21 protein-coding genes and 2 pseudogenes are annotated in these 24449 nt (G+C 41.0%); 20 read left to right on the plus strand and 3 right to left on the minus strand.

Annotated features, from left to right (window positions below; translation table 11 throughout):
* Positions 1-517 precede the first annotated feature (517 nt).
* Positions 518-1078, minus strand: a complete 561-nt coding sequence (locus L1765_RS13270) for a hypothetical protein (RefSeq protein ID WP_236407972.1) — start codon at positions 1076-1078, stop codon at positions 518-520.
* A gap of 197 nt (positions 1079-1275) precedes the next feature.
* Here L1765_RS13270 and L1765_RS13275 point away from each other — a divergent pair, with 197 nt between their 5' ends.
* From L1765_RS13275 to L1765_RS13320, 10 genes and pseudogenes are all read left to right on the plus strand, one after another.
* Entirely contained in the window at positions 1276-2643 is a 1368-nt protein-coding gene (locus L1765_RS13275; RefSeq protein WP_236407973.1) for an acyclic terpene utilization AtuA family protein, read from the plus strand.
* A gap of 4 nt (positions 2644-2647) precedes the next feature.
* Positions 2648-3013 (plus strand): AtuA-related protein, encoded by a 366-nt coding sequence (locus L1765_RS13280; RefSeq protein WP_236407974.1) that lies wholly within the window; start codon positions 2648-2650, stop codon positions 3011-3013.
* 221 nt (positions 3014-3234) lie between these two features.
* On the plus strand, positions 3235-3906 hold the full coding sequence (locus tag L1765_RS13285; protein WP_236407975.1) for a TVP38/TMEM64 family protein: 672 nt from the start codon (positions 3235-3237) through the stop codon (positions 3904-3906).
* 80 nt (positions 3907-3986) lie between these two features.
* The gene (locus tag L1765_RS13290; RefSeq protein ID WP_236407976.1) at positions 3987-6251 is read left to right on the plus strand and encodes a septation ring formation regulator EzrA; all 2265 of its coding nucleotides are present in this window, start codon (positions 3987-3989) and stop codon (positions 6249-6251) included.
* Between the two features lie 377 nt (positions 6252-6628).
* Complete coding sequence (locus tag L1765_RS13295; RefSeq protein WP_236407977.1) at positions 6629-7162, plus strand: dihydrofolate reductase family protein; 534 nt, start codon at positions 6629-6631, stop codon at positions 7160-7162.
* Between the two features lie 250 nt (positions 7163-7412).
* Positions 7413-7571: pseudogene (locus tag L1765_RS13300) on the plus strand (class I SAM-dependent methyltransferase); the annotation flags it as partial.
* Positions 7572-7739: 168 nt separating this feature from the next.
* The gene (locus L1765_RS13305; RefSeq protein WP_236407978.1) at positions 7740-8138 is read left to right on the plus strand and encodes a GNAT family N-acetyltransferase; all 399 of its coding nucleotides are present in this window, start codon (positions 7740-7742) and stop codon (positions 8136-8138) included.
* A gap of 135 nt (positions 8139-8273) precedes the next feature.
* A complete protein-coding gene (locus L1765_RS13310; protein WP_236407979.1) occupies positions 8274-8825 on the plus strand; it encodes a GNAT family N-acetyltransferase in 552 nt (183 codons plus the stop codon).
* 27 nt (positions 8826-8852) lie between these two features.
* Positions 8853-9218 (plus strand): YolD-like family protein, encoded by a 366-nt coding sequence (locus L1765_RS13315; protein ID WP_236407980.1) that lies wholly within the window; start codon positions 8853-8855, stop codon positions 9216-9218.
* Complete coding sequence (locus tag L1765_RS13320; protein ID WP_236407981.1) at positions 9208-10491, plus strand: BaiN/RdsA family NAD(P)/FAD-dependent oxidoreductase; 1284 nt, start codon at positions 9208-9210, stop codon at positions 10489-10491. The genes L1765_RS13315 and L1765_RS13320 overlap by 11 nt, the downstream gene beginning before the upstream one ends.
* A 269-nt stretch (positions 10492-10760) precedes the next feature.
* On the opposite strand, the gene brnQ is transcribed toward L1765_RS13320, so the two are convergent.
* The gene (gene brnQ, locus L1765_RS13325) at positions 10761-12101 is read right to left on the minus strand and encodes a branched-chain amino acid transport system II carrier protein (RefSeq protein ID WP_236407982.1); all 1341 of its coding nucleotides are present in this window, start codon (positions 12099-12101) and stop codon (positions 10761-10763) included.
* A gap of 445 nt (positions 12102-12546) precedes the next feature.
* Here brnQ and L1765_RS13330 point away from each other — a divergent pair, with 445 nt between their 5' ends.
* The 5 genes and pseudogenes from L1765_RS13330 to L1765_RS13350 all read left to right on the plus strand — a co-directional run bounded on the left by L1765_RS13330 (position 12547) and on the right by L1765_RS13350 (position 16335).
* Positions 12547-13374, plus strand: coding sequence for an electron transfer flavoprotein subunit beta/FixA family protein (locus L1765_RS13330; RefSeq protein ID WP_236407983.1), 828 nt, complete (start codon positions 12547-12549; stop codon positions 13372-13374).
* A pseudogene (locus L1765_RS13335) lies at positions 13375-13533 on the plus strand (DUF362 domain-containing protein); the annotation flags it as partial.
* Between the two features lie 180 nt (positions 13534-13713).
* Complete coding sequence (locus L1765_RS13340) at positions 13714-14748, plus strand: electron transfer flavoprotein subunit alpha/FixB family protein (protein WP_236407996.1); 1035 nt, start codon at positions 13714-13716, stop codon at positions 14746-14748.
* Positions 14741-16036 (plus strand): FAD-dependent oxidoreductase, encoded by a 1296-nt coding sequence (locus L1765_RS13345; protein ID WP_236407984.1) that lies wholly within the window; start codon positions 14741-14743, stop codon positions 16034-16036. Before L1765_RS13340 ends, L1765_RS13345 begins: the two co-directional genes overlap by 8 nt.
* Positions 16018-16335 (plus strand): ferredoxin family protein, encoded by a 318-nt coding sequence (locus tag L1765_RS13350; protein WP_236407985.1) that lies wholly within the window; start codon positions 16018-16020, stop codon positions 16333-16335. The genes L1765_RS13345 and L1765_RS13350 overlap by 19 nt, the downstream gene beginning before the upstream one ends.
* Before the next feature lie 89 nt (positions 16336-16424).
* Here L1765_RS13350 and L1765_RS13355 read toward each other — a convergent pair whose 3' ends face one another.
* On the minus strand, positions 16425-17219 hold the full coding sequence (locus L1765_RS13355) for an SDR family oxidoreductase (protein ID WP_236407986.1): 795 nt from the start codon (positions 17217-17219) through the stop codon (positions 16425-16427).
* 225 nt (positions 17220-17444) lie between these two features.
* On the opposite strand from L1765_RS13355, the gene L1765_RS13360 reads away from it, so the two are divergent.
* The 5 genes from L1765_RS13360 (at position 17445) to L1765_RS13380 (ending at position 24424) form a co-directional block, all read left to right on the plus strand.
* Positions 17445-18260 (plus strand): amidohydrolase family protein, encoded by an 816-nt coding sequence (locus L1765_RS13360; RefSeq protein ID WP_236407987.1) that lies wholly within the window; start codon positions 17445-17447, stop codon positions 18258-18260.
* 45 nt (positions 18261-18305) lie between these two features.
* On the plus strand, positions 18306-19490 hold the full coding sequence (locus L1765_RS13365) for a M20 metallopeptidase family protein (protein WP_236407988.1): 1185 nt from the start codon (positions 18306-18308) through the stop codon (positions 19488-19490).
* Between the two features lie 324 nt (positions 19491-19814).
* A complete protein-coding gene (locus L1765_RS13370) occupies positions 19815-21536 on the plus strand; it encodes a sigma 54-interacting transcriptional regulator (protein ID WP_236407989.1) in 1722 nt (573 codons plus the stop codon).
* Entirely contained in the window at positions 21512-22858 is a 1347-nt protein-coding gene (gene gabT, locus L1765_RS13375) for a 4-aminobutyrate--2-oxoglutarate transaminase (protein ID WP_236407990.1), read from the plus strand. Before L1765_RS13370 ends, gabT begins: the two co-directional genes overlap by 25 nt.
* Before the next feature lie 168 nt (positions 22859-23026).
* Positions 23027-24424: an APC family permease gene (locus tag L1765_RS13380; protein ID WP_236407991.1), complete on the plus strand. Its 1398-nt coding sequence runs from the start codon at positions 23027-23029 to the stop codon at positions 24422-24424.
* Positions 24425-24449: the final 25 nt, after the last annotated feature.

The following is a 24449-nucleotide window of genomic DNA, read 5'->3' on the forward strand; positions in this document are numbered from 1 at the left end:
TTAAACGATGATCACTATAAAGAGTTAGGTGAAGACTTTTTACAGAAGCGAAACCAAGAACGAATGGAAAGATATTTTATCGCTAAGGTGCGTCAATTAGGATACGAAGTTCAGAAGAATACTGCATAATAACTACTGGAAACATTTACAACGATTATCCCGGGCATCCCTATACCCATTTTTTGCTGGGAATTGGTTCCATGCACTTGACATTTTTAGATCAGTATGCCCAGGGAGGGAATTATTTTCATATCAAAGAATTCACTAAGGACAGCCTTCGAGTTCGTACTTAAGCTGTGAGGCTAGAGAACGGGAATTAGCCCTCAAACTGAATCCATCGTTGAAATACCCAGATGTTTTTGAGGGCTCCGTTCTTTAGCCTTGAAGCCGACTTTAATAACATCTATTGCCCGAACTCGACTAGCAGACGTGTGAATCTTTGATATGAAAATACATTTTCATATCAATTTGTGACTCTACAGGTCATGGATGTTTAGTTCGACATCTATAGACTAGTCTAAATAGGTTTAAATGTAGAAACCATGGTATCAAAAACCGTTTTGTGCCATGGCTTTTCTGCTTGTTTGGGAACAAAAAAAGCAATGCGATATACTTCGCCTTTATTCTTGCTCCTGAGAAATAAATCCCTTGCAGCAATCACTTCACCGGAAGGGGTTTGCTGTTCATATTCCAACAGGATGCCGGACATGTCATTTTTCCCATAATTCTTTATGTTATAGGAAAGCAACCCCTCTCCATGGATTTTTGCTTCTGTTACAAATTTTTGAAGGTCTTCAATTTTCCAACGCTGAATCAGTCCATGGAATCTGCCTTTTCCATCTACAAACCTCAAATTATATAAAACTTCTCCCCCTACAGGAATCGGCTGTATGGAAGTAGTGGAGGGAAATGCGATTTGAAAATGCTCATTAGGAAACGGGTAAGTTTTCCAGATGATTTCTTCTTCAAAACTGGGTACAGCTTCAAATATTTGACCAGATTGAAAAAGAAGGCTTAACAACAATAGAAAGCTAACAATGATCCCGTAATTTCTCCAGAAACGAATAGAATGAAACATAGGAATCCCTCCAGGATTTGAAGTGGGACATTCTACTTATGTATATGAGCCATGTTCTGAAGTTATGAGTAAAAAGCAATGAAATTAGTCGGAATCTTACTATTTATTTAAAAAATTAGTATTTATCAGCAGGAGGTTTCATAATAATGTAGAATGAATAAACTTGAAAGGCAGATTTAAGGAGGGGGAGATGAGGCATGAAAAAGATCCGTATTGGTGCTGGGCAGGGTTTTTATGGAGATACCATATATGGGGCTTTGAATATGGCCAAGTTTGGAAATGTCCAGTACATCAGCTTTGACTGTCTAGCGGAGTTAACCATGTCCATTCTGCAAAAGGATAGGCAAAAAGATCCTTCGAAGGGGTATACGAAAGATATTTCCGTGACTGCCAAAACCCTGCTACCCTATGTGAAGGAGAAAGGAATTAAATTAATTACCAATGCCGGAGGAATCAATCCGGAAGGAGCCCGTCGGGAAGTATTTCGCATCGCCAAAGAAATGGGTATCAGCGGGATAAAGGTAGGGATTGCATCAGGGGATAACATTTTTCCTTATTTGAATGAATTCCTCGAAAAAGGTGTTTCCCTCGACCACTATACAACAGGTGAACCCTTTGACAGGGTTAGGGATCGGCTGATGTTTGCTAGCGCTTATTTAGGAGCTCACCCCATTGTAGAATGTCTTCGTCAGGGTGCGGATATTGTAATCACTGGAAGAACGACAGACTCTGCCCAATTTTTGGCCCCGATGATTTATGAGTTTGGCTGGTCCACTGATGATTGGGATAAGTTATCTCAAGGGGTCCTGTTGGGTCACTTGATGGAATGCTCTGCTCAATCTTCAGGGGGGAATTTTAGTGGAGATTGGTGGAATATCGAAAATTTTGAAAGCATTGGCTATCCCGTTTGTGAAGTTTCTGAAAACGGCGAAGCTTTCCTAACCAAGCCTGAAGGCACTGGAGGGAGGGTATCTGTTGATACGGTAAAGGAACAGTTCTTATATGAAATTCATGATCCAAGCGAATATATATCCCCTGATGTGATCTGTGACTGGTCTAATGTTCGTTTTAATCAGATTGGTCCTGATCAGGTTGAGGTAACCGGGGCTAAGGGAAAACCTGCTCCTCCCAAGCTTAAGGCGGTCATGGGCTATCGCAATGGATACCTTGGACAGGGACTGGTAGGATATTCGTGGCCCGATGCCATGAAAAAGGCTCAAAAGGCGGAAGAAATTATCCGCAAACAGATGGATTTATATGGGATCCAATATGAGGATTATCTTGTGGAATATTTGGGGTATAATTCGATACATGGCCCTTTGGCCACACCGATAGATGAGGAAAATTTAAATGAAATTTATTTGCGGGTTGCGATTCGAACGAGCGATCGTTCAGAAGCGCAAAATTTTGGAAGGTTATTTCCTCCTTTGGCACTGAATGGTCCGCCTTTCATCGGAGGACTTCATGGGATGTCCTCTGTCAGGGAATTAAGCGGACTCTGGTCCGTGCTGATTCCACGGGAACTGATTGAATGCAATGTAGAAGTGAATGTGGAGGAGGTGTGAGGGGATGGCTGCTATACAATTAAAACATGTGGCACAGGCCCGTTCCGGGGATAAAGGAAATACCTGCGATATTGGCTTGTTTGCCAGAACGCCGGAAATGTATCAGGTATTCTTAAAGGAAGTGACAGCAGAAAGGGTTAAGGAGCACTTTAAAGATTTGGTATTTGGGGAAGTGACCAGATATGAAGTGCCTAATATCTTGGCCTTGAAATTTGTGTTGGAGGAGGCCCTTGGCGGAGGAGCTGCATCATCTTTAAGAACAGACAATTTGGGAAAATCCTTTGGCTCTAACCTTCTAAGAATGGTAATAGAAGTTCCCGATCACTTATTAAATGATGAAAATATGTTAAAAAGGCCTTGGGATCATTGAACCTGGGTAATAAAAAACTTCCAATAGCTTATCTCATCAATAGGATTGTGTTTATGATACACAATCCTATTTTGCTTTTTGGTTTTCTTGACGTTTATAAAAGATCATTTTGACTGATGGCTGGAACATCCCCAAGTGCTTAATCTTGGGGTTTTTATTTTGAAATGGAATTTTTACCTGGTATAATGAAAAGGTTGAAAGTCATTTTCAGGAGGTTTAAGGTGAAGAAGATCATCGCTGCTCTGCTTCTTTTTGTCGGAAGCGGTTTTATCCTTTGGAAAACAGGGTTTATTGCCCAATTGGAAACAAAAAATGTGGAACAGATTGCCGATTACATCCATTCCTTTGGTTGGGTCGCCATTTTTTTTAGTATTCTCCTGGTTTTATTACAGACTTTCTTCCCTTTTATTCCCTTTGTTCTACTGGCTGGAGCCAATGTCATCGTTTTTGGCTTGGCCGGGGGCTATTTTTTGTCATGGATTTCATCTGTAGCCGGAGCGGTCATTGGCTTTTTGTTTGCCCGTTATATTGGAAGAGATTGGGCAGTCAAAAAAATGGGAAAATACGCATTCTACACGCGTTTTAACCAATATGCAAAAGAAAATGGTTTTCTTTTGATTTTTTTGGGTCGTCTCATTCCTATTATTCCTTCCAGCTTGGTGAATACTGCTGCTGGACTCACCGAGATGAGAGGAAGAACCTTTTTTTGGGGAACCTTTTTCGGAAAAATGCCCATGGTATTTTTGGAGTCCTTAATGGGATACGATCTGGTTTATTTTGAAGAGAACAAAGGAAGGCTCCTGATCCTTCTCGGTTTATTTACCGTTTTATTAATCATTGGTCAATGGATTCGCATTCAATATTTTTCTCTGGAAAGAAGAGAGGAAAAATAAAAAAATTGTCGAAAAAGAAGAGATATAAAGGATAAATATTCCGGTATTCTGACGCATCTTGATAGAAGGGATTTGGGGACATGAAGAAGACTTTTCTAGCGTTTTTTACATTCATATTGTTCATTGGGTTTCTTTTTATCACAGAGACAGGTTATTCCGCTGAGTTACCTGAGAAAACCGATGAAGTGGTTCAAGATGAGGCTGATTTTTTTAAAAGACCTGAAAAAGAACAGATTACCTCTCTAGTCAATCAGTTGCCGGAAGAGTATAAAATCGTGGTGGTAAAAGAGACAAGTCCCTTGACCATTGACCAATTTACCGATGAATTGTTTGATACATATAATATTTCCGATAACGGCATGTTAATTGTCATTAATTCCAGTGATAATACCATTGCGATTAAACCAGGATCTCAATTAGAGAAAAATGGGATTAATAAAAAAATGATTCTTGACAAGCTCTCGTTTTATTATACTCCCTATGCAAAGGAAGGGAATTATGCCACTGGAATTCTTACATTCATCCAGCAAATCAGTGAAGAGGTTCAAAAAAGCAAAATCAAAAAGGAAAAAGAGCAGGGCACTGTCGTTGACGGAAATCCATTGGTCAACAAAGAAGTAAAAAAGGGCTACCCCTTGTGGTTCATCATTTTCCTTACACTGCTTTTTATTGTGTTGGTCTTTGGATTAATCATTTACTGGAGAAGAAAAAGATTATTATCTGCCATTGATAGCATGGAAGAGTGGAAGGATCAATTAAATGAACAGATGGCCAATTTTGTCCTTTCAGAAAAAAATGAAGTAAAAAAATATGAGGGAGAAACAAAGCAGCTTCTGATCAATACATTGGATCAGGCCAATCATATCCTAGAAAAAGGCCTTCCTGAGATAGAAGTTCAAATGATGGAGGCAGAGGAATACTGTGATCGTTTTCGTTTTAAAAAAGGCTGGTACCTAATCGATCAGATGGAGATCCATCTGAAAAATGTTGAATCCCAATTGGAGTCTATGAAAGGGCAGTTTAAAGAGGTAGAAAGCACCCAGAATCATACGATAGACCTTTCCATGAAGGTAAAAAAAGAAAAAGAAGCTGTTAAAACTGTATTTAATCAACTGAAGACAAAGCATCATGTAACTTTTGATAGCTTCGCCAATGAGCTAGAAAAGTTGGAGAAATGGGAGAACAGGCTGGTTGACCTCATGCAGGGGAATGATGTGGTAGCTACTTATGGGGGATGGGCCGAACTTTACGCCCACTTGGAGAAGCTGCATGAGTATATTTTGTCTGCAGCTTCCCTCTATCATGAAGTGGAACAGGAACTAAAAAATGAAATGACGAATTTACAAGATTTAATCGCTGAATTCAGATCAGAAGGGGTTCGTGTTGACTACATTTTGACAGATGAACAGCTAAAGGGGATGGAGGAGCAACGCTTACGTCTATTGGTGGATTGGGAAGAGGGGCAGTTTGAAAAACTGAAGGAAAAGATGGATCGGTTGAAGTCCCAAATGACTGAATGGATAACTCGGTTGAAACAGGAAAAGGAAAACAAAGAGCAGGTGATTGATCTTTTCCACCGGCTTCCTGAATGGTTATCCGTTATCGATCATGAAAGGGGAATCATTCTTAAAGAGTTGGAACATCTTCATGATCGGTATCAACTGGATGAAGGAGAGTTATTTGATGACTTCCGTGATTTTGATAGCCAGGTCAATCAGGTAAAGGAAAAATTGCACCGTTCCACCGGGTTGATAAAAGAACATCTGCAAAGTTTTTCTGATTCCCTTGCTCAGTTGAAAGAGATTGAAGGGCTCATAGAAGAGCTGGATAAAAGGAAAAATCAGATCCTTGGACTCCTTAACAATCTGAAGAAGGATGAGGATGAGATCAAGGAGAACATGCTAAATTTATCAAAGCAGCTTCGCCGGGCTGTGGAAGAAATGAAAAGAAGCCGTTTGCCTGGCATTCCTGATCATATTATTAATGGCGTTCATATTGCCCAGGAAATGTTGCATGAAGTGGACGAGAAGATGCAGGAAGCTCCCCTGGACATTAAGAAAGTATCCTTTCTGTTTCAGGAAGCGAATACTCAGGTAACCAATACCGTTGAAATGATCTATGAATTGGTGGAACTGTGCATCCGTTCCGAAGAGGCCATTCAGTACGGGAATCGCTATCGTCGGGAATCTGATCAAATCAATCAACTATTGACGGATGCTGAAAAAGCCTTCCGCCAATTTGATTATCAGCAATCCCTGTCCTTGGCAGAGGAAGCCATCGAGCTGGCTGAAGGTAACCGGGTAAAAAGGTGGTTGTCAAAACGGAAAAAGAATGCAAGTGCCTAAAGTCTCTGCTTTAGCAGAGGCTTTTATATCTCTCAAGGGTTTTTGACCTAATAGCCGATTTTCATCTCTCCTCTAAAAAGCGATTGATGATTTGTGTCCGCAATCCTGTAATTCTCCTAATTCTTTTAATACATGATCAACGAAGACTTGATTTCTTCCCCATTGTTTTTGTCCCTTGTAGAATCGCAGTAATGACAAGTCGCTGTGTTGCGTATTCAGAGTCCGTTGGATCGAACGCCAACGTTATAGAAAAACAGACAAAAAAATTAAAACATATAACCGTAAGAACACTTTTAAGATTGTATTGTTAAGCTAATGGCGATAATAACGGAGGAGCAAAAAGCTTAATAAATTTTTTTATAACTAGGGGGTTGTTTATGGGCACACAAAGAAAAGTGATTTTATATATAGCAATAAGCGTGGATGGATATATTGCTAGGGAAAACGGGGATATCGATTGGTTGCTTGAGGCAGAAACCCAAGGAGAAGGTGACAATGGATATGCAGAATTTTATAAAACTATTGATACTGTCCTAATGGGGAAGAAAACTTATGACCAAGTGTTAACCTTAGTGGATGAATTTCCATATCCTCAGAAAAAGTGCTATGTGTTTTCTACTTCAGAGAGTAGAGAAGATCAATATGTTGATTTTGTAAGTGAAAATGTAGTCAGTTTCACAAGAAGATTAAAACAACAAGAAGGTACAAACATTTGGCTTGTTGGTGGTGCGGAATTATTGGACACTTTCTTAAAAGAGAAGTTGGTTGATGAATTTATCATTACCATTATCCCTATTATGCTAGGAAAAGGAATACCTCTGTTCAAAGCTGATAATCCTGAATATAAATTGCACTTAAAAGAAACCACTCGTTACGGACAATTTGTACAAATTCATTATGAGGTAAGATGAATGGGATAATCAACAATTAGCGTTAAATTTCTGACAATTTAGATGTATTTGTTTTTTGTTTTTCTAGTAACTGAAAGCATGTGTAGTGACATCATTCGCTAATCGTGTTCGCATCCCCGAGCTTAAAGAAGGTGTTATCTAAGGCTCGGGGATGCTTGTAGGCGGTGGGGCCTCGTGAATCCGAACCTGATATGCAAAGGGCCATTCTTGAATAAGTATGTTAAAGGTGAATAAAATCTGAAAGGAGTAAACAATGAAGGATGAAGAGAGCACTTATGATATTATAATTAGCTCGTTAACATTACATTATTTAAAGGAGTGGGATCATACATTTTCTGAATTTTCTAGAGTTTTAAAGCCAAATGGTATCTTATTGTATTCTGTACACCATCCAATGATGGATATATCTATGTCAGAAACGGTAAAGCCCGAACATAAGAAAAGCATTTCTAAGGTTCAGACTTCACCTGAAGCACATTCGCGTCGTGAATACGTAAACGTTAGAAGACAGTTCAATTTCAGGGTTAAGGTTATGTGAATTCATTCTGTATAATTTTTAAGTTATAGGAGGAGAATGATGTTTACATATATTGTTGATACTGATATAGAACTTAGATTACTTGAGATCAGGAATGCACAAGAACTTTATAAGTTAACTGATTCAAATAGAGAATATTTAAGAGAGTGGCTACCATGGGTAGATGATTCAAAAAGTTATGAAGATACTAAGATATTTATTGAAAGGACAAGGAAACAATATGCATCAAATAATGGTTTTCAAGCAGGGATTTGGTATAAGGGAGAAATAGCTGGAGTTATAGGATATCATAAAATTAATTGGTTCCATAAATCAACGAGTATAGGATATTGGCTTGCTGAAAAATATGGAGGGAAAGGCATTATGACAAAATCTTGTGAAGCTTTAATCAATTATGCACTGGTTGATTTGAACTTAAATAGAGTTGAAATTAGGTGAGACCTTTCAAACCATAATACTAAAAATATTTTACGAATGAAATAGGATTTTTCTGTGATCATAATTGCTGATCTTTAGTCTTTATATGATCCTTTTGGTCTTTTATTCGAACAGCCCAAAGTAAAGGTGGTAAAAATGATTTTTGAAACAGATAATTTTATGATATCTACTGTAGAAGAAAAGGATATTGAAGATGTTTTAGAAATATATAACTCAAATACAGAATTTCTTCAAAAGCACATGGATAGAAGTGAGATAACAATAGAATGGTTAAAAGAAGAATTAGAAGAAATGAAAAGAGCAGGTTTCAATTCTTATAAAATGATAGAAAAATCAGCAGGAAAAACGTTTGGTATTTTGGATATTAAAATAGCAGAGGAAAGTTACTTATCCTTATTAATGATACATAATGATTATAAGGATAAAGGATATGGAAAAGAAATATATACAAAAATAGAAGATTACATAAAAACCTCTACTAGTAAATCTATAAGAATTGATGTTGTTACTGATTATAACAGGAAAGTTGAAAACTTTTGGGAAAGAAACGGATTTAAGAAGGTAGGATATGTAGAACTAAATTGGACTGGTAAACGATTACCAGCAGTTACAATGAGGAAAAAAATTCGCAACTTGCATACAGAACACATATTCCCATATAATAAGCATATACATCATAAATCATAGGAGTATATGAAAAGGTGGGGAAGCACGATGGATCAATCGCTGAAAAGAGGGAATATGTTGTGGGAAGGCTCCCGTTTTACTTTGCCGGAACATGTGGAAGCCCTGGCAAAAAAGAAAAAGGAAAGCAACAGATTTCTACCTCCTGAATTGGATCAATTGGAACTGGAGGAGTTGAATCGCCGGATTCAGCATGCCTTTGCCAAAAAATGTTGCGTGATTATTGGTTTTTATGATGAGTTCTCCTATCATGAGATAACAGGTATGATTGAGAAGATCGATGTTTACCAAAGGAAAATCCTGATTTCATCAGAAACGGGAGTCACTTTTATTTCATTTGACAAGCTATTGAAAGTGGAATTTGCGGAACAGGAGTGTTTTGCTGATGAATGTTGATGTCATTGTGATAGGAGGAGGGCCTTCCGGTTTAATGGCATCCATTGCTGCCGGGAGCCATGGGGCGAGGGTTCTTCTGGTGGAAAAAGGGGGACAGCTTGGCCGCAAACTGGCCATTTCCGGCGGGGGGCGCTGCAATGTGACCAATGCCGGAGACCTCAATTTTATTGTGAAAAACATTCCAGGGAATGGGCGATTCTTGTACTCAGCCCTTTCCCAATTTAATAACTGGGATATTATTGCCTTTTTTGAGGATCTTGGCATCCAACTGAAGGAAGAAGACAGAGGACGAATGTTTCCCGTTTCTGACAAAGCCAAAGATGTAGTGAATGCCCTGGTAAAGAAGGTGGTGGAGACTGGAGCAGAGATCCGGAAATTTTCTCCGGTGGAGAAAGTCCTGTATGATCATGACAGTAAGAAAGTGAAAGGGATACTCTTAAAATCCGGAGAGAAGATTTTTTCAGACCATGTGATTATTTCCGTTGGCGGGATGTCAGTTCCCCATACGGGTTCAACGGGGGATGGATACGCTTGGGCCAGGGAGGCAGGGCATACCATTACCGAATTATACCCCACGGAAGTGCCGATTATCTCTGATGAGGATTTTATCCAAGACAGATCACTGCAGGGATTATCCCTTAGAGACGTGGAATTAACGGTGTGGGACCCAAAGGAAAAAAGGATCATCAGACATGAAGGGGACATGCTTTTCACCCATTTTGGTTTGTCAGGTCCTATTTCTTTAAGATGCAGTTCTTTTGTCGTAAAAGGATTAAAAAAATATGGGGTATCCAAACTGTTAATGACGATTGACCTGATTCCCGCAAAGAATACCGAAGAAATTGAGTTGGATATTTATCATTTGGCAGAGGAGCATCACAAAAAAATCGTCAAAAATGTCTTAAAAGGATATTTGCCGGATCGGTTGATTCCTATTCTTCTTCAAAAAGCAGGCTTGGAGGATGATTTGACCTTTTTGCACATCCCCAAAGAAAAATGGCATCACCTTGCCAAATTAGTAAAAGCTTTTCCCGTCCATGTGAATGGCACTCTTTCCATCGAGGAAGCATTTGTTACTGGAGGAGGGGTAAATCTCAAGGAAATTGATCCCAAGACGATGCACTCCAAAATCATGGAGGGCCTTGCCTTTTCAGGGGAGATCCTTGATATTCAAGGATATACGGGAGGATTTAATCTGACGGCCGCCATGGTCACCGGATATGTGGCAGGCAAAAGTGCAGCCGAGGAGAGCAAGAAAAAACAAAGGATATAAAGGAAACTTACTTCGGGTGGAACGTACTTCTCCAGCTGAAGTTTAGTTGTGCCGCACAGGACGTGCCAATGTCGACAATGCAGCAGGACGCTGCGTTTTTGTCGACAACTTATCCAGGACTTCGTGTATTTATTTCACGCTTAAGAACTACAGAGTGTAGTGGCACTTCGTCATCGGGCAAAAAATAAGGACAGAGGGTGGTAATGAAAACTCCCTCTGTCCTTTTTATGATTGGAATAAATATCGTAAAAGCAATCTTTATATGATTATCATGAATCGGGCATCATCACTGGTTTTCTATGGCTGATTTTCATGATGATGGCTCCGCAAATGATTCCGATAGCGGATGGAATAATCCAGCCGAGACCTTGGCCCATAAGGATTCCCATCAATGGAATTTGGCTGAGAACATTGTCGATGGCAGACAAATTAAATCCTGCGGCTTTCACACCGTCCATCAGACTGATAATCCCTGCGCCAATTACCCCGCCCTTATAGATAATGGTGTGGGCACCAAACAAGTTCTGGGCTAAGGTAAGAAGGATGATCACGATAGCCACTGGATAGATGGCAACCAATATAGGCACAGAAATCTTCAAAATCGTGGTTAATCCCGTATTGGCAATGACGAAACTGAAGGCAGTAATGATACCAATCATCACGGGATAAGGAATTTTTTTCTTAAACAAATCGGTAAAATATTCACCGGTACTGGAAACTAATCCAACGGATGTTGTTAATGTGGCAAAAAAGATGGCAACACTTAGGAGTCCCAGCCCGAATGTTCCTAACAATTGCTGAGATATTCCTGCCAAAAGCTGTCCGCCATTTTCCACAGGACCGAGGGCTTGTCCGCTTGTTGAGCCAAGGTAAGCAAGTCCTACATAGAAGAAAGATAATCCTGCAGCAGCGATGACTCCGGCCTTTATTGTTAACTTCGTAATTGCCCTTTTGTCTGTTACTCCCCTTTCGCGGATTCTGGCAATGACCAATAACCCGAAAATAAGAGAAGCAATGGCATCCATGGTATTATAGCCGTCCAAAAACCCTCGGGATAACGGATTGGTGAATTGGCTTTCACCAACAGATGCAAGCGGTGATGACACGCCTTTAATGAATAAAATTGTGATCACCGTCAGTAATACCGGAGTCATAAATTTTCCGAACCGATCCACTAGTTTTGACGGGTTTAAAGCTAACCAATAGGTTAAAGCAAAAAATGTAAATGAAAAAATAAAGATCATAGATGATGATTGAAAAGAATCGGGTAAAAACGAAACCACCCCGATTTCATAAGCAACCGCACTGGTTCTTGGAATAGCCAAAAGGGGACCAATGGCTAAAAAGGCTGCCACTGTAAAAATAACGCCAAATGTTTTATCTACCCGGGATGCCAAATCCTGCAAACCGCCCCCAGCTAATGCTACTGCCGCTACCCCCATCAGAGGCAAACCAACACCAGTGATAAGGAATCCAATAACAGCTGTCCATACATCGTTTCCAGCTTGGAGTCCCATCATTGGGGGAAAGATCATGTTTCCTGCTCCCAAGAACAAGGCAAACATCATTAACCCTATAGCCCAAATTTCTTTTCTTGATAGTTGATTCATAAAAGATGCCTCCCCAGAAAAGTATAATGAAAACGTTAACATCATAACACAAAGATTAAGATGAGAGCATAAATTCACAAAAGCAAAATCCTTAACAATATTGTGCATAACATAAATATTGAATAAATAGGAATATAAAAACATCCAATTTTTTTGGAAGTAATTTTTTATCCACAAAAGCAGGTTTTGTGGTAAAGTTGAAGTGTGTGGGTATTCATAATTTTGTCAAAAAAAATCGAATAAATTTAGACATATCAGCAGGAAAACAGGAAATTAGAGAGAATGATAGAATGATAGGACTTTTTTTGTATGTTTTTAGTGTGTTTAGAAAGCTGCTCCCGCCTTTTATCGGGGGAGTAAGTGACAAAATTCACTTTTTTATTCCATCTTTTATGTTATTTTTTTCTCAAACTTAACTATTTTCAACGAAAGGGGAGTAAGTCTTATGCACATTGTTGTTTGTGTCAAGCAGGTGCCGGATACGAAGATCATCAAGATTAACCCGAAGACAAATACGCTGGACCGAAACAGTGCACCTGCGATTTTGAACCCTTATGATGCCCATGCAGTGGAAGAAGCGGTTCGATTAAAACAGAGATATGGAGGAAAAGTCACAGTCCTTTCCATGGGTCCACCTCAGGCGGTCAGTGCATTGAAGAAATGTGTGGAAATTGGAGCCGATGATGGATATCTTATTTCAGACCGTGCATTTGCTGGTGCCGATACTTTGGCGACAAGTTATGCACTGTTTAAGGCCCTTGAGCAAATTGCCGATAAAGAGCCAATTGATCTGATTTTGTGTGGAAAACAGGCGATTGATGGAGATACCGGACAGGTTGGTCCCGGCATTGCCAGAAGATTAAACATTCCGCCACTTACTTTTGTCAACAAAATTGAAGAAATTGATGTAAATCATAAAACAATTACAGTTCATCGCAAGCTTGAAACTGGCGTTCAGGTGGTACAGTCTACTTTACCCTGCCTTTTAACAGTAGAAAAGGAAATCAATGAGGTTTCCTATTCTCCGCTTCCAAATATGATTAAAGCTGCGAGATTTCAGCCTACCATTTGGACGGTCAACGATCTGGCCGGAGTAAATCGCGACCAGTTAGGTTTAAAGGGGTCACCTACCGTTGTAGGAAAAATGTTTACTCCTCCAAAGCCGTCTGCCGGCAAGAAATTGGAAGGTTCTGCCGATCAACAAGTTCGTCAGGTTATTGACATTTTATTTAAAGAGAAAAAAGAACTATTTGCCTGGAAGGGGGAAGCGTAAGTGCCAGTTCTTATTTCAGAAGCCTGTATATCCTGTGGCACCTGTGTTGATACCTGTCCTCATGGGGCTTTATATCTCGGTCCTGATAAGTGTGAAGTTACTGCTGATAAGTGTGTGGAATGTGAAGCCTGCATCCCTGTTTGCCCGACAGACGCCATCACCTTACCAGATCATATGAGAAAATTCCCGAAAAAAGATGCTGCAGCCAAACCAGTAGAAGAGACAAAAACGGACGCGCCTGCTGCACAGGGAAAAGTGGAATCTTTAGATGAAAAGCGGAAGGAAAAAGAGCAGCAAGGGAAGGAAAAAGCATCTCAGGAAGAGCAAAAGGGACCTGCTGTGAAGGTACGGGAATCAGAATACGAGGGTGTTTGGGTTTTTATCGAACAGCATGAAGGAAAAATTGCCGGAGTTTCCCTTGAACTGTTAGGGGAAGGACGGAAATTGGCTGATAAATTGGGTGTGGAGCTTGCCGGCGTTCTTTTAGGATACCAAGTCAAGCCATTATGCCAAACATTATTTGAATATGGTGCGGATGCCGTTTATCTTATTGATGATCCCATTTTAAAGGACTATCGTTCAGAGACATATATGAAGGGTGTTGTTGACTTAACAAACAAGTATAAACCGGAAATCCTGTTATATGGCGCAACAGCTACAGGAAGAGACTTAGCGAGTGCCGTTGCTACGGATTTACAAACTGGATTAACAGCAGATACCACAATTCTTGATATTAACACTGAGGAAAGGCTTCTTGAAGCCAGTCGTCCCGCTTTTGGCGGAAATATATGTGCGACCATTCTTTGTAAAGAACATCGTCCTCAGATGGCTTCCGTCAGACCAAAAGTGATGAAGGCCATGGAACCTATAAAGGGTAGAGCAGGCAAAATTGTGGAAGAACCCATTGATCTGAAAGAAGAGTCTCTGAAGACTAAGGTACTTCGAATGATTAAAGATATGGGAGAAAAGGTAAATCTCGAAGAAGCTGATATTATCGTGGCTGGTGGAAAGGGACTTCGGGATGCTGAAGGATTTAAATTGGTTCATCAATTGGCAGAGGTTTTGGGAGGCCAAGTTGGTGCCAGCCGTGATGCGGTTGAAGCTGGTTGGATCGGTCATGCCCATCAAGTGGGGCAAACCGGAGTAACTGTTGGTCCAAAGATTTATTTTGCTATTGGTATATCCGGTGCCGTTCAACATACGGTGGGAATGCAAAATTCTGAGTTAATCATTGCCATAAATAACGATCCCAATGCTCCAATCTTTGATCACTGTCATTACGCTATTGTAGGAGATGCCTTTGAGGTTGTTCCTAAATTAATTGAAGAATTTAAAAAGTCGATACAACAAGGTGGTGAAGTCAAGTATGGCTGAGAAGTTTGATGTCATCGTTGTGGGTGCTGGTCCGGCAGGTACTTCCTGTGCCTATACTTTGGCAAAAGCAGGGGTTAACGTTCTTCTCATTGAAAGAGGGGAATACCCGGGAGCCAAGAACGTGATGGGTGGCGTACTGTACCGGAAACAGATGGAGGAATTAATTCCTGGTTTTTACAAGGAAGCTCCTGTAGAACGTCCCGTTGTGGAACAGCGCTTCTGGATGCTGGGAGAGAAATCTGCCGTAACCATGGGATATAAGGGATTGGAATGGGGAGAAGAGCCATACAATAATTTTACCGTGTTGCGCGCGAAATTTGATCAGTGGTTTGCCAGCAAAGCCGTGGAAGCCGGAGCCCTTCTAATAAATGAAACCGTTGTGAAGGAGTGTATTGTGGAAGATGGTCGGGTCGTGGGAGTTCGCACGGACCGTCCAGATGGCGATGTGTATGCTGACGTTGTGGTTTTAGCCGATGGAGTAAACTCTTTATTGGCCAAATCCCTTGGATTCCACAAGGAATTTAAACCATCCCAAGTTGCATTGGCTGTGATGGAAGTATTAAATCTGCCTGCTTCCAAAATTGAAGACCGCTTTAATCTAGAGCCTAACCAAGGCTGCACCATCGAATTATTTGGTGATGCAACAAAGGGAATGGTAGGTACGGCATTTATTTACACCAATAAGGAGAGCATTAATATCGGAGTTGGGGCTACTTTGTCCAGTTTGATTAAATCAAAACTTCGCCCCTATGACCTGTTGGATTATGTCAAGAACCATCCTGTAATTCGTCCGCTGGTCAATGGAGGCGAGCCCCAGGAATATGCGGCACACTTGATCCCAGAGGGTGGATATCATGCGATGCCCAAGTTGGTAGGACACGGAGTCGTGGTTGTAGGGGATGCCGGTCAGATGGTTAATTCCATCCATCGTGAAGGATCTAACATGGCAATGACTTCCGGCCGCTTGGCTGCCGAAACGATTCTTTTGGCCAGGGAAGCCAATGATTTTTCAGAAAATATGCTGGATAGCTATCGGGTAAGACTCATGGACAGCTTTGTAGGAAAAGACTTGAAGAAGTATAAAGATGCGACCCATACCTTTGAAGAAAATCCGCAGTATTTCAAGGAATATATCCCCATGCTAAATAAAGCAGCCAGCGAAATGTTTACCGTTGACGGAACACCGAAGAGGGACAAACAGAAGAAGATTTTGCAAATGGTAAGTCAACGGCGGGGCACATTTAAAGCCCTTTCCGATATCTATCGAGCATGGAAGGTGATGAAATAATGAGCGCAATTCCTTTGAAAAAGGCGGATATAGAGGCGAAACAGTATTTGGTTCGGTTTAATGCAGACACAAAGTCTCATTTGACGGTGTTGGATCATGATGTGTGTTTAACCCAATGTCCAGATAAACTATGTACTCTTTTTTGCCCGGGAGAAGTGTATAAATGGGAAGGAACAAGAATGGCCGTTGGGTTTGAAGGATGCCATGAATGTGGAAGCTGCCGGATTGGATGTCCACATGAAAATATTAAATGGGAATATCCGAAGGGCGGAAAAGGGATCGTATTCCGTTTGGCGTAAAGGAATTTAGAACACTCCGAAATCATACCGGAGTGTTCTTTTGCAAAATAAACCGAATTATGCTTGTGGATGTTTATTGATAAACTTAGCTACTTCTTATTGATGATGTTTCCGGCGATTTTTTCAAAAAACCCGGGAGCCAGTTGATAAAGAATAGCGCCGATGGCCATTGGAACAGGAATATTTACCTCCCTTTTCGGGAATTTGATCAATCGAACGATTTTTTTGGCAACAGCTTCCGGTTTAATAAGAAAGGGTTTTATTCTGTTCTTATAGGTTCCTTCTGGGTCAGAGATAGAAAAGAAAGGAGTATCAATGGGACCGGGATTGACGGCCGATACATGGATTCCCGTACCCGACAGCTCCTGTCTCAGACTACTGGTAAAGCCCAAAACGGCATGTTTGGTTGCGGAATATCCGGTTGATTTGGCAGTTCCCACTTTTCCGGCAATGGAAGCCACGTTAATAATATGGCCACTCCGTTGTTTCAACAGATAGGGAAGAGCATGCTTGGTACAGCGTACGGTTCCCATATAGTTGACATTCATCATCTCCTCAAAATCTTGAAGTTCAGTGTCTGACAACATGGCAAACTTTCCAAAACCCGCATTATTTATCAATACATCAAGTCTTTCAAATTGTTGAATGGTTTTCTCTATCATCTGTCGAACATCATTTTCATCTCTTACATCGGTGGGAACAGTGATCCCTGTTCCCCCATTTTCTTTAACCAGTTGTAAGGTGTTGTACAATTCTTCTGTTCTTCTGGCGGCCAATACGAGGATGCAACCCTCTTTTGCCAATGAAACGGCTGTGGCTCTGCCGATTCCGCTGGATGCTCCGGTAATGATGATCACTTTTCCTTTCATGTTGTCTCTTTTCATTTAGTTTTATATCCCCCTTTTCAAACATTTCATCTGGATTCATCCATATTTTTTGCACATACCATCCATTACTAGACGTGTAATTATTCTATCTGAATGTTTCGATTCGTTTCAAACACAAAATAGTTAACTAAAAAAAGGATAGTCATTCATTTGCAACTTGTGTATAGTAGTATATATATTTGATAAACATAATATTCTGAAAATAGGCATAGGAGTGAAAACATGAAAAAACATGTTTATGATGCTCATGTTCATCTTTTTCCCAATTCTTTGTTAAAGGCCATTTATTATTGGTTTGAACGGGCCGGCTGGAAGATCTGGTATCGAGATCAATGGACACCCCAGTTGGTTTCCCATATGGACAGCATCGGGATAAAAAAAGCATTGGTTTTGGGGTATGCCCATAAACCAGGAATGTCGCTGGAACTGAATCAGTGGCTTCACGAACTTCAAAAATCTTATCATCACCTCTTTCCATTGGGATGTATTCACCAGGAGGATGAAAATATAGAAGAAATTGTTTCCAAATGTTTGGATGAATGGAACTTTGCCGGAATGAAAATACATGCACTGGTTCAGAAGACCAGTTGTGATGATGAACGGTTGTTTCCCCTATATGAATTGGTCCAGAAGCGGGAAAGGGGAGTAGTCATTCATGCCGGGACGGATCCTGAAGAGACCCCCCATGTCGGATTTGATCATTTCTGTCGTCTGATGAAAAACTTTCCTGAATTAAAGGTGCAGGTCGCCCATCTGGGCTTGGCTGAAACGGATCAATTTCTGCAGTTAGCGGAAGAATATCCCCATGTCTATTTTGATACGGCAGCCATTTTTATGGACAAAATGCATTTACCGATGGAAAGACTCCGTGATATCATAATGAAATATCAGGATAGAATCCTGTTTGGAACAGATATTCCATTTATTGAGGAACCGGCACTTCGTCAAATGACAATGCTGGATCAGTTGCACCTTCCAACGGAGGTATATCAAAAAATATATCAGGATAATATGAAGAAAGTTTGGGAGATATCTTAGAAAGAGATATCCTGGTTCAATCTTCAGGATGAGGAGGGGGTAATGATGGAACTTAAACTTGAGATCGGAAACGCTATTCAGGAGTTAAGCCCGTGGACTGTAGAGGTAAGAAGATATCTTCATCAGCATCCAGAGTTGTCCCGTGAGGAAAAGGAAACGGCAAAATATATTAAAAGGCATTTGGAAGAGATGGGCATTGAAGTGATGAGCTATGGGGAAACGGATGTCATCGGATTATTAAAAGGAACGGCAACCCGTGGAGACAAACAAACGAAAACCGTAGCCCTTAGGGCCGATATCGATGCTCTGCCGGTTACCGAAGAAACGGGATTACGATTTGCTTCTAAAAATAAAGGAATCATGCATGCCTGTGGTCATGATGGGCATACCTCTATCCTTCTGACGGTTGCAAAGGTTTTGTCAGAAAGAAAGCATCTGATCAAAGGAAATATTAAATTTATCTTTCAACATGCAGAGGAAGTGGTTCCTGGCGGAGCTGAAGGATTGGTAAAAGCAGGGGTATTGGATGATGTGGATGCCATATTTGGCCTTCATCTCTGGCAGCCCGTAAAGAGTGGGATTATTGCCGTGAAGCCGGGCCCAATTATGGCCGGGGCAGATGAGTTTTTGATCCGTATCAAAGGAAAGGGCGGACATGGTTCCATGCCCCATGATACCGTTGATCCGGTAGTGGTTGCCTCTTCATTGATTATGAATCTGCAGACCTTGGTCAGCCGTTCTATTAATCCCTTATATCCTGTGGTTGTTTCCGTGGGGACTTTGCAGGCAGGAACTACTTATAATGTGATTCCTGACACGGCATATCTTCGGGGAACGATTCGTTATTTTCATCATGAGGTTCAGGATTCTATGCCAGGTCTAATAAGAAGGCTGTCGGAAGGGATTTGCTCTGCATTTGGAGCAGCCTGTGAGGTGGAGTATACCTATGGAGACCCGCCGGTGATCAATGATGAGGAAATGAATCATTTGGTCCAACAGGCAGCTTCTTTCGTTGTCGGGGAAGAAAATGTCATCGAGGCTACCCCGAGCATGGGAGGGGAAGATTTTGCATACTATCTGCAGAAAAAACCGGGCTGTTTCTTCTTTGTAGGAATTCAGAATGATCAAAATGTATATCCCCATCATCACCCTAAATTTGACATTGATGAAGAGATGCTTCCGGTGGGAGCAGCGGTCATGACGACCATTGCTTTAAGTTATCTGAAGTAAATTCTTCAGTTACGATTATATATAGATCCTTAATTCACCATCTATAGACAGATTTTAAAAAAGAAGCTGTGCTCCCAGCTTCTTTTTTATGTATAATGCAATTAAGCATCAAAATAATTCTGAATTGCATTATCATAATATGCACATCTTCATTCTATTAGTCCCTAAGAGTTCACTAAATGTAATGCAAAAACGCATTACAATTTTTTGTGAATTTCTAATATTCCTTTAAAACAGCCGAGTTTTAATATGTCCAATGTTGGCATTAAATTTGCTAGAAAATGGGCAGAGGGGGGATGTGCATTAGAAAGGTGGAACAATGGGTTGGATATCTTTTCGATCATCATTGAGGAATTAAGTTATGGGATGTTGGTACTGGATGAACAGGCAAAAAAAATTCGAATTTGGAATCGGCGGATGGCTGAGTGGTTCGGATTGAAAATTAACGATATGGTGAATCAGTCTTTAAATAGTCTGCCTGCAGAAATATTAGAAGTTTACCGGCAATTTACAGCGAAGAAAAAAGATCGGCAGGAAGTGGAGTTTTATAAACAGGATCAATTTTTTAGGGGAGAATGGAAACGATGTCAATTAAAAAATCAGAAAAATAGTGTAATTCTAATAATTAGACAAGACTTTTCTTATCAGGAGTTAAAGGATGTGTATCAAGCCTCCTTTGACGAAATTATCATCACTGACGGAGAAGGGAAAATTCTGTGGATCAATGCTAAAAGTGAGGAGTTATATGGAATCCCTCCTTCTCAGTTGATTGGCAGAAAAACCACTGAACTGTCTGATGAAGGATATTTTACTCCTTCAATTACCCCACAGATTATTTCCAGCAGAGAAAGGGTGTCAGGGATCCAGGAAACGGCCAGTGGAAAAAAAGTGTATGTCACAGGAAATCCGATACTGGATGAAAACGGGAATATCCGCCGGATTATTTTTAACTCCAGAGATGTGGATGAAATTGAAATGCTGCAGAGCCGTTTGGAAAAAACAGAATATTTATTGACGGAATACAGAAGTCAGTTAACTCGCATGAAGCAGTCTCAATCAGAGGAAAATGATGTGATTGCTATCTCAGAAAAAATGAAGGATTTGTATCAGTTGGTGGAAAAGGTGGCCCTGGTAGATTCCACGATATTGGTGGTTGGAGAGTCGGGAGTGGGAAAAGGGGTGTTTGCTTCTCTTATCCATAAAAAGAGCAACCGAAAAAACCAGCCATTTATCCATATTAATTGTGGGGCGATTCCTTCTACTCTTATCGAATCTGAACTATTTGGATATGAAGCAGGAGCGTTTACAGGGGCTAGAAAAGAGGGAAAACGTGGTGTCATCGAAATGGCGGAAGGGGGTACATTATTTCTTGATGAAATTGGTGAAATCCCTCTGAACATCCAGGTAAAGCTTCTTCAAGTACTCCAAGAAGGACGTTTTCGAAGAGTTGGAGGCAATCAATTTATTCAGGTAAACGCACGGATCATTGCGGCAACCAATCAAGATTTAAGAAAGATGATTGCCGAAGGGAGATTTAGAGAAGATTTATATTACCGCTTGAATGTTATACCCATAACCATCCCTCCCTTAAGACATCGAAAGGAAGAGATCCCTGAACTTATTCGTTATTTTCTTAATAAGGTGAATCAAAAGTATCAAACCTACAAATATTTTAACAGGGAAGCTATGGAAATTCTTTGTCAATATGATTGGCCTGGGAATGTCCGGGAGTTGGAAAATATGGTAGAAAGGCTTGTCGTTGTTAGCGAGTCAGTGGAGATCTCATCTCTCCACTTGCCTGAATATATGTATCAGAAACATTTAAAGCATTCATCACCTTCCATTTTGGTAAAAAATATCTGTCCATTAAAAGAAGCGGTTGAAGAGGTGGAGAAGCAATTGATACTCAAGGCTTATGAAAAATACCAGAACACTTATCGATGTGCCGAAGCCTTGGGGGTAAACCAATCTACCGTAGTTAGGAAGATTAATAAATATGCGATAAAGAAAGGAGAAATCCAATGGCAATTTCAAAGGAAGAATTGACAAAAACGGTTCCAGGCCCCCTGTCCCATACTCTCCATCAAAGAAGAAACGAAGCTGTTCCTCGCGGGCCGATTAATACAACACCTTTATACGCTCGCTCTGCCCAAGGAGCTGTGATTACCGATGTTGATGGGAATCAATACCTTGATTTTGCTGGGGGAATCGGCATCCAAAATGTAGGACACAGCCATCCAAAGGTGGTAAAAGCCATACATGAACAGGCATCTGACTTTATTCATCCCTGTTTTCATGTGATTCCCTATGAGAAATATATCGAGTTGGCGGAAAAACTGAATCTTCTGACTCCTGGGACATTCAAGAAAAAAACTATGTTTGCAAACAGCGGAGCTGAAGCCGTTGAAAATGCAGTGAAAATTGCCAGAAAAGCGACCGGACGAAGAGCCGTATTATCCTTCCAACGGGCATTTCATGGCAGAACGTTACTAGCTATGTCTCTAACAAGTAAAGTAAAGCCGTACAAAGACGGGTTTGGCCCCTTTGCACCAGACATCTATAAACTACCCTATCCGTACTATTACAGGGCGCCTCAGGGAATGACCCAGGAAGACGTGGACTCTGAGCTACTGCAACAAATAGAACAGTTCTTTTTAGGGGAAGTTGGCAGTCAAGACGTGGCCGCAATTATTATGGAACCGATGCAGGGGGAAGGTGGGTTTATTGTTCCTTCAAAAGCTTTTGTCCAAGGGGTTAAGGCGATTGCTGATAAACACAACATCCTATTTATAGCCGATGAGATTCAGGCAGGATTTGGCCGAACCGGCAAATTGTTTGCCATGGAACATTTTGAAGTGGTTCCCGATATCATGACATTGTCAAAGTCCATAGCGGCAGGGATGCCTTTAAGTGCAGTAACGGGAAGGGCTGAATTGATGGATTCACCTGAGCCCGGCCAATTGGGAGGCACGTTTGGTGGTAGCCCGGTGGCTTGTGCCGCTGGACTAGCAGTATTGGAAATTATTGAGGAAGAAAATCTGGTATACCGGGCAGAAGTGATCGGCAGGCGAATGAAAGATCGATTTGAGGAGATGAAAGAAAAGTATTCCCTGATAGGTGATGTAAGAGGACTAGGTGCCATGGTCGGGATGGAGTTGGTAAAAGACAGAAAGACTAAAGAGCCGGCAAAGGAAGAAACTGTCCGTATTGTAACCGAATTATGGAAAAACGGACTCATTGGATTAAGTGCGGGACTATTTGGGAATGTTGTGCGCTTCCTTCCGCCATTGGTGATTACAGATGAACAGCTGGATTCCGGTTTGAATATCATTGAACGGGTGATCTCTTCTGTTCAAGATTCGAGGTAAAGTTACCCAGGCACATAGCGCTCCTTATCATGTTAATTCTTTGCTTCCTTCAGGGAGCTTAATGACACTTAGCTATCAGACAAAGGAAATTTGCTTCACCAATATTCGTCATGGACATGATCCAATTCCATGACGAATATCCATACTATTAAAGTAGGAGGAATGTAAATGAAGAAAAATGATGAAGGATTTGTCCGGGTGTTGACAAGATGGGATATTCTTGTTCTATCCTTTGGGGCGATGATTGGTTGGGGATGGGTGGTTCTTTCTGGGTCATGGGTCCAATCCGCTGGAACCCTTGGCGCAATAATTGCATTTTTGCTTGGCGGGATCCTGGTCACATTTGTCGGTCTTACTTATTCCGAATTGACGGCAGCCATGCCCAAAGTGGGAGGAGAACATGTTTTTACCCATCGTGCCATGGGAGCAAAATGGGCTTTTATCGCTTCGTGGGCTATCGCCTTAGGTTATATTTCTGTAGTAGCCTTTGAAGCAGTTGCTTTACCAACGGTAGTAGAATACTTGTTTCCCAATTACAAGGTGGGATATCTCTGGACTATTGCCGGTTGGGATGTTTATGCTTCATGGGCTGCCATTGGAATTATTGGATCTATTATGTTAACGCTACTCAATTATATTGGAGTAAAGCCTGCTGCAGTTTTTCAATTGATTTGTACCACCTTATTGGCTCTGGTTGGGCTTTCATTGATTGGGGGTTCCACATTTGCCCAGGGAGCTCCTAACCCTTTGCCATCATTTATTGACGGATGGGGTGGAATCATGACGGTCCTGGTGATGACCCCCTTCATGTTTGTGGGATTTGACGTGATACCCCAAGCGGCAGAAGAGATTAATCTTCCTAACAAACAGATTGGGAATGTCCTTATTTTATCCGTTGTTTTAGCGGTATTATGGTATATCGGTATCATTTACGGAGTGGGGAGTGCCTTAACAGGGGAGCAGATGGCTAATTCATCGCTGGCGACTGCTGATGCTATGTCCGCTATATTCAGCAGTCCATTTGCAGCGAAGATTCTGATCATTGCAGGGATCGGCGGAATCTTAACAAGCTGGAATGCTTTTTTCATAGGAGGCAGCCGTATTTTATATGCCATGGCTCAATCCAAAATGCTTCCTGCTTGGTTAGGAAAGCTTCATCCGAAGTATAAAACACCTTCCAATGCCATTCTACTGATAGGAATACTTTCTGTTTTAGCACCGCTGTTTGGTCGGAAAATGCTAGTGTGGCTTGTAGATGCCGGTGGAGTAAATATTGTTCTGACGTATCTTCTGGTAGCCATTTCCTTTCTCATCTTAAGAAAGAGGGAGTCTGAAATGGAACGGCCGTTTTTAGCGGGTAAGAGCCCATGGGTTGGATGGGTTGCTACCATCTTAAGTGCAGGGTTAATTCTTCTTTATTTACCCGGGATGCCATCTGCATTGGTATGGCCTTATGAATGGGTCATTGTCTTAGTTTGGTGGATCGTCGGAGCCTATTTTATGATGCAAATGCCTGCAGATACTCATGTTTCATACTCAACGGATTTGGAAGAGATTGCAGAGTGATTTCACGTTTGATTATATTACTTTG

The organism is Microaerobacter geothermalis, from assembly GCF_021608135.1.
Lineage (GTDB): Bacteria > Bacillota > Bacilli > DSM-22679 > DSM-22679 > Microaerobacter > Microaerobacter geothermalis.

Bases quoted from the DNA above. Each gene is read 5' to 3' on its own strand.
- L1765_RS13270 (WP_236407972.1), bottom strand. From the start codon at position 1,078: ATGTTTCATTCTATTCGTTTCTGGAGAAATTACGGGATCATTGTTAGC.
- L1765_RS13365 (WP_236407988.1), top strand. From the start codon at position 18,306: ATGGAACTTAAACTTGAGATCGGAAACGCTATTCAGGAGTTAAGCCCG.
- L1765_RS13380 (WP_236407991.1), top strand. From the start codon at position 23,027: ATGAAGAAAAATGATGAAGGATTTGTCCGGGTGTTGACAAGATGGGAT.
- L1765_RS13320 (WP_236407981.1), top strand. From the start codon at position 9,208: ATGAATGTTGATGTCATTGTGATAGGAGGAGGGCCTTCCGGTTTAATG.
- L1765_RS13305 (WP_236407978.1), top strand. From the start codon at position 7,740: ATGTTTACATATATTGTTGATACTGATATAGAACTTAGATTACTTGAG.
- brnQ (WP_236407982.1), bottom strand. From the start codon at position 12,101: ATGAATCAACTATCAAGAAAAGAAATTTGGGCTATAGGGTTAATGATG.
- gabT (WP_236407990.1), top strand. From the start codon at position 21,512: ATGGCAATTTCAAAGGAAGAATTGACAAAAACGGTTCCAGGCCCCCTG.
- L1765_RS13310 (WP_236407979.1), top strand. From the start codon at position 8,274: ATGATTTTTGAAACAGATAATTTTATGATATCTACTGTAGAAGAAAAG.
- L1765_RS13315 (WP_236407980.1), top strand. From the start codon at position 8,853: ATGGATCAATCGCTGAAAAGAGGGAATATGTTGTGGGAAGGCTCCCGT.
- L1765_RS13295 (WP_236407977.1), top strand. From the start codon at position 6,629: ATGGGCACACAAAGAAAAGTGATTTTATATATAGCAATAAGCGTGGAT.
- L1765_RS13280 (WP_236407974.1), top strand. From the start codon at position 2,648: ATGGCTGCTATACAATTAAAACATGTGGCACAGGCCCGTTCCGGGGAT.
- L1765_RS13345 (WP_236407984.1), top strand. From the start codon at position 14,741: ATGGCTGAGAAGTTTGATGTCATCGTTGTGGGTGCTGGTCCGGCAGGT.
- L1765_RS13290 (WP_236407976.1), top strand. From the start codon at position 3,987: ATGAAGAAGACTTTTCTAGCGTTTTTTACATTCATATTGTTCATTGGG.
- L1765_RS13355 (WP_236407986.1), bottom strand. From the start codon at position 17,219: ATGAAAAGAGACAACATGAAAGGAAAAGTGATCATCATTACCGGAGCA.
- L1765_RS13330 (WP_236407983.1), top strand. From the start codon at position 12,547: ATGCACATTGTTGTTTGTGTCAAGCAGGTGCCGGATACGAAGATCATC.
- L1765_RS13360 (WP_236407987.1), top strand. From the start codon at position 17,445: ATGAAAAAACATGTTTATGATGCTCATGTTCATCTTTTTCCCAATTCT.
- L1765_RS13350 (WP_236407985.1), top strand. From the start codon at position 16,018: ATGGAAGGTGATGAAATAATGAGCGCAATTCCTTTGAAAAAGGCGGAT.
- L1765_RS13275 (WP_236407973.1), top strand. From the start codon at position 1,276: ATGAAAAAGATCCGTATTGGTGCTGGGCAGGGTTTTTATGGAGATACC.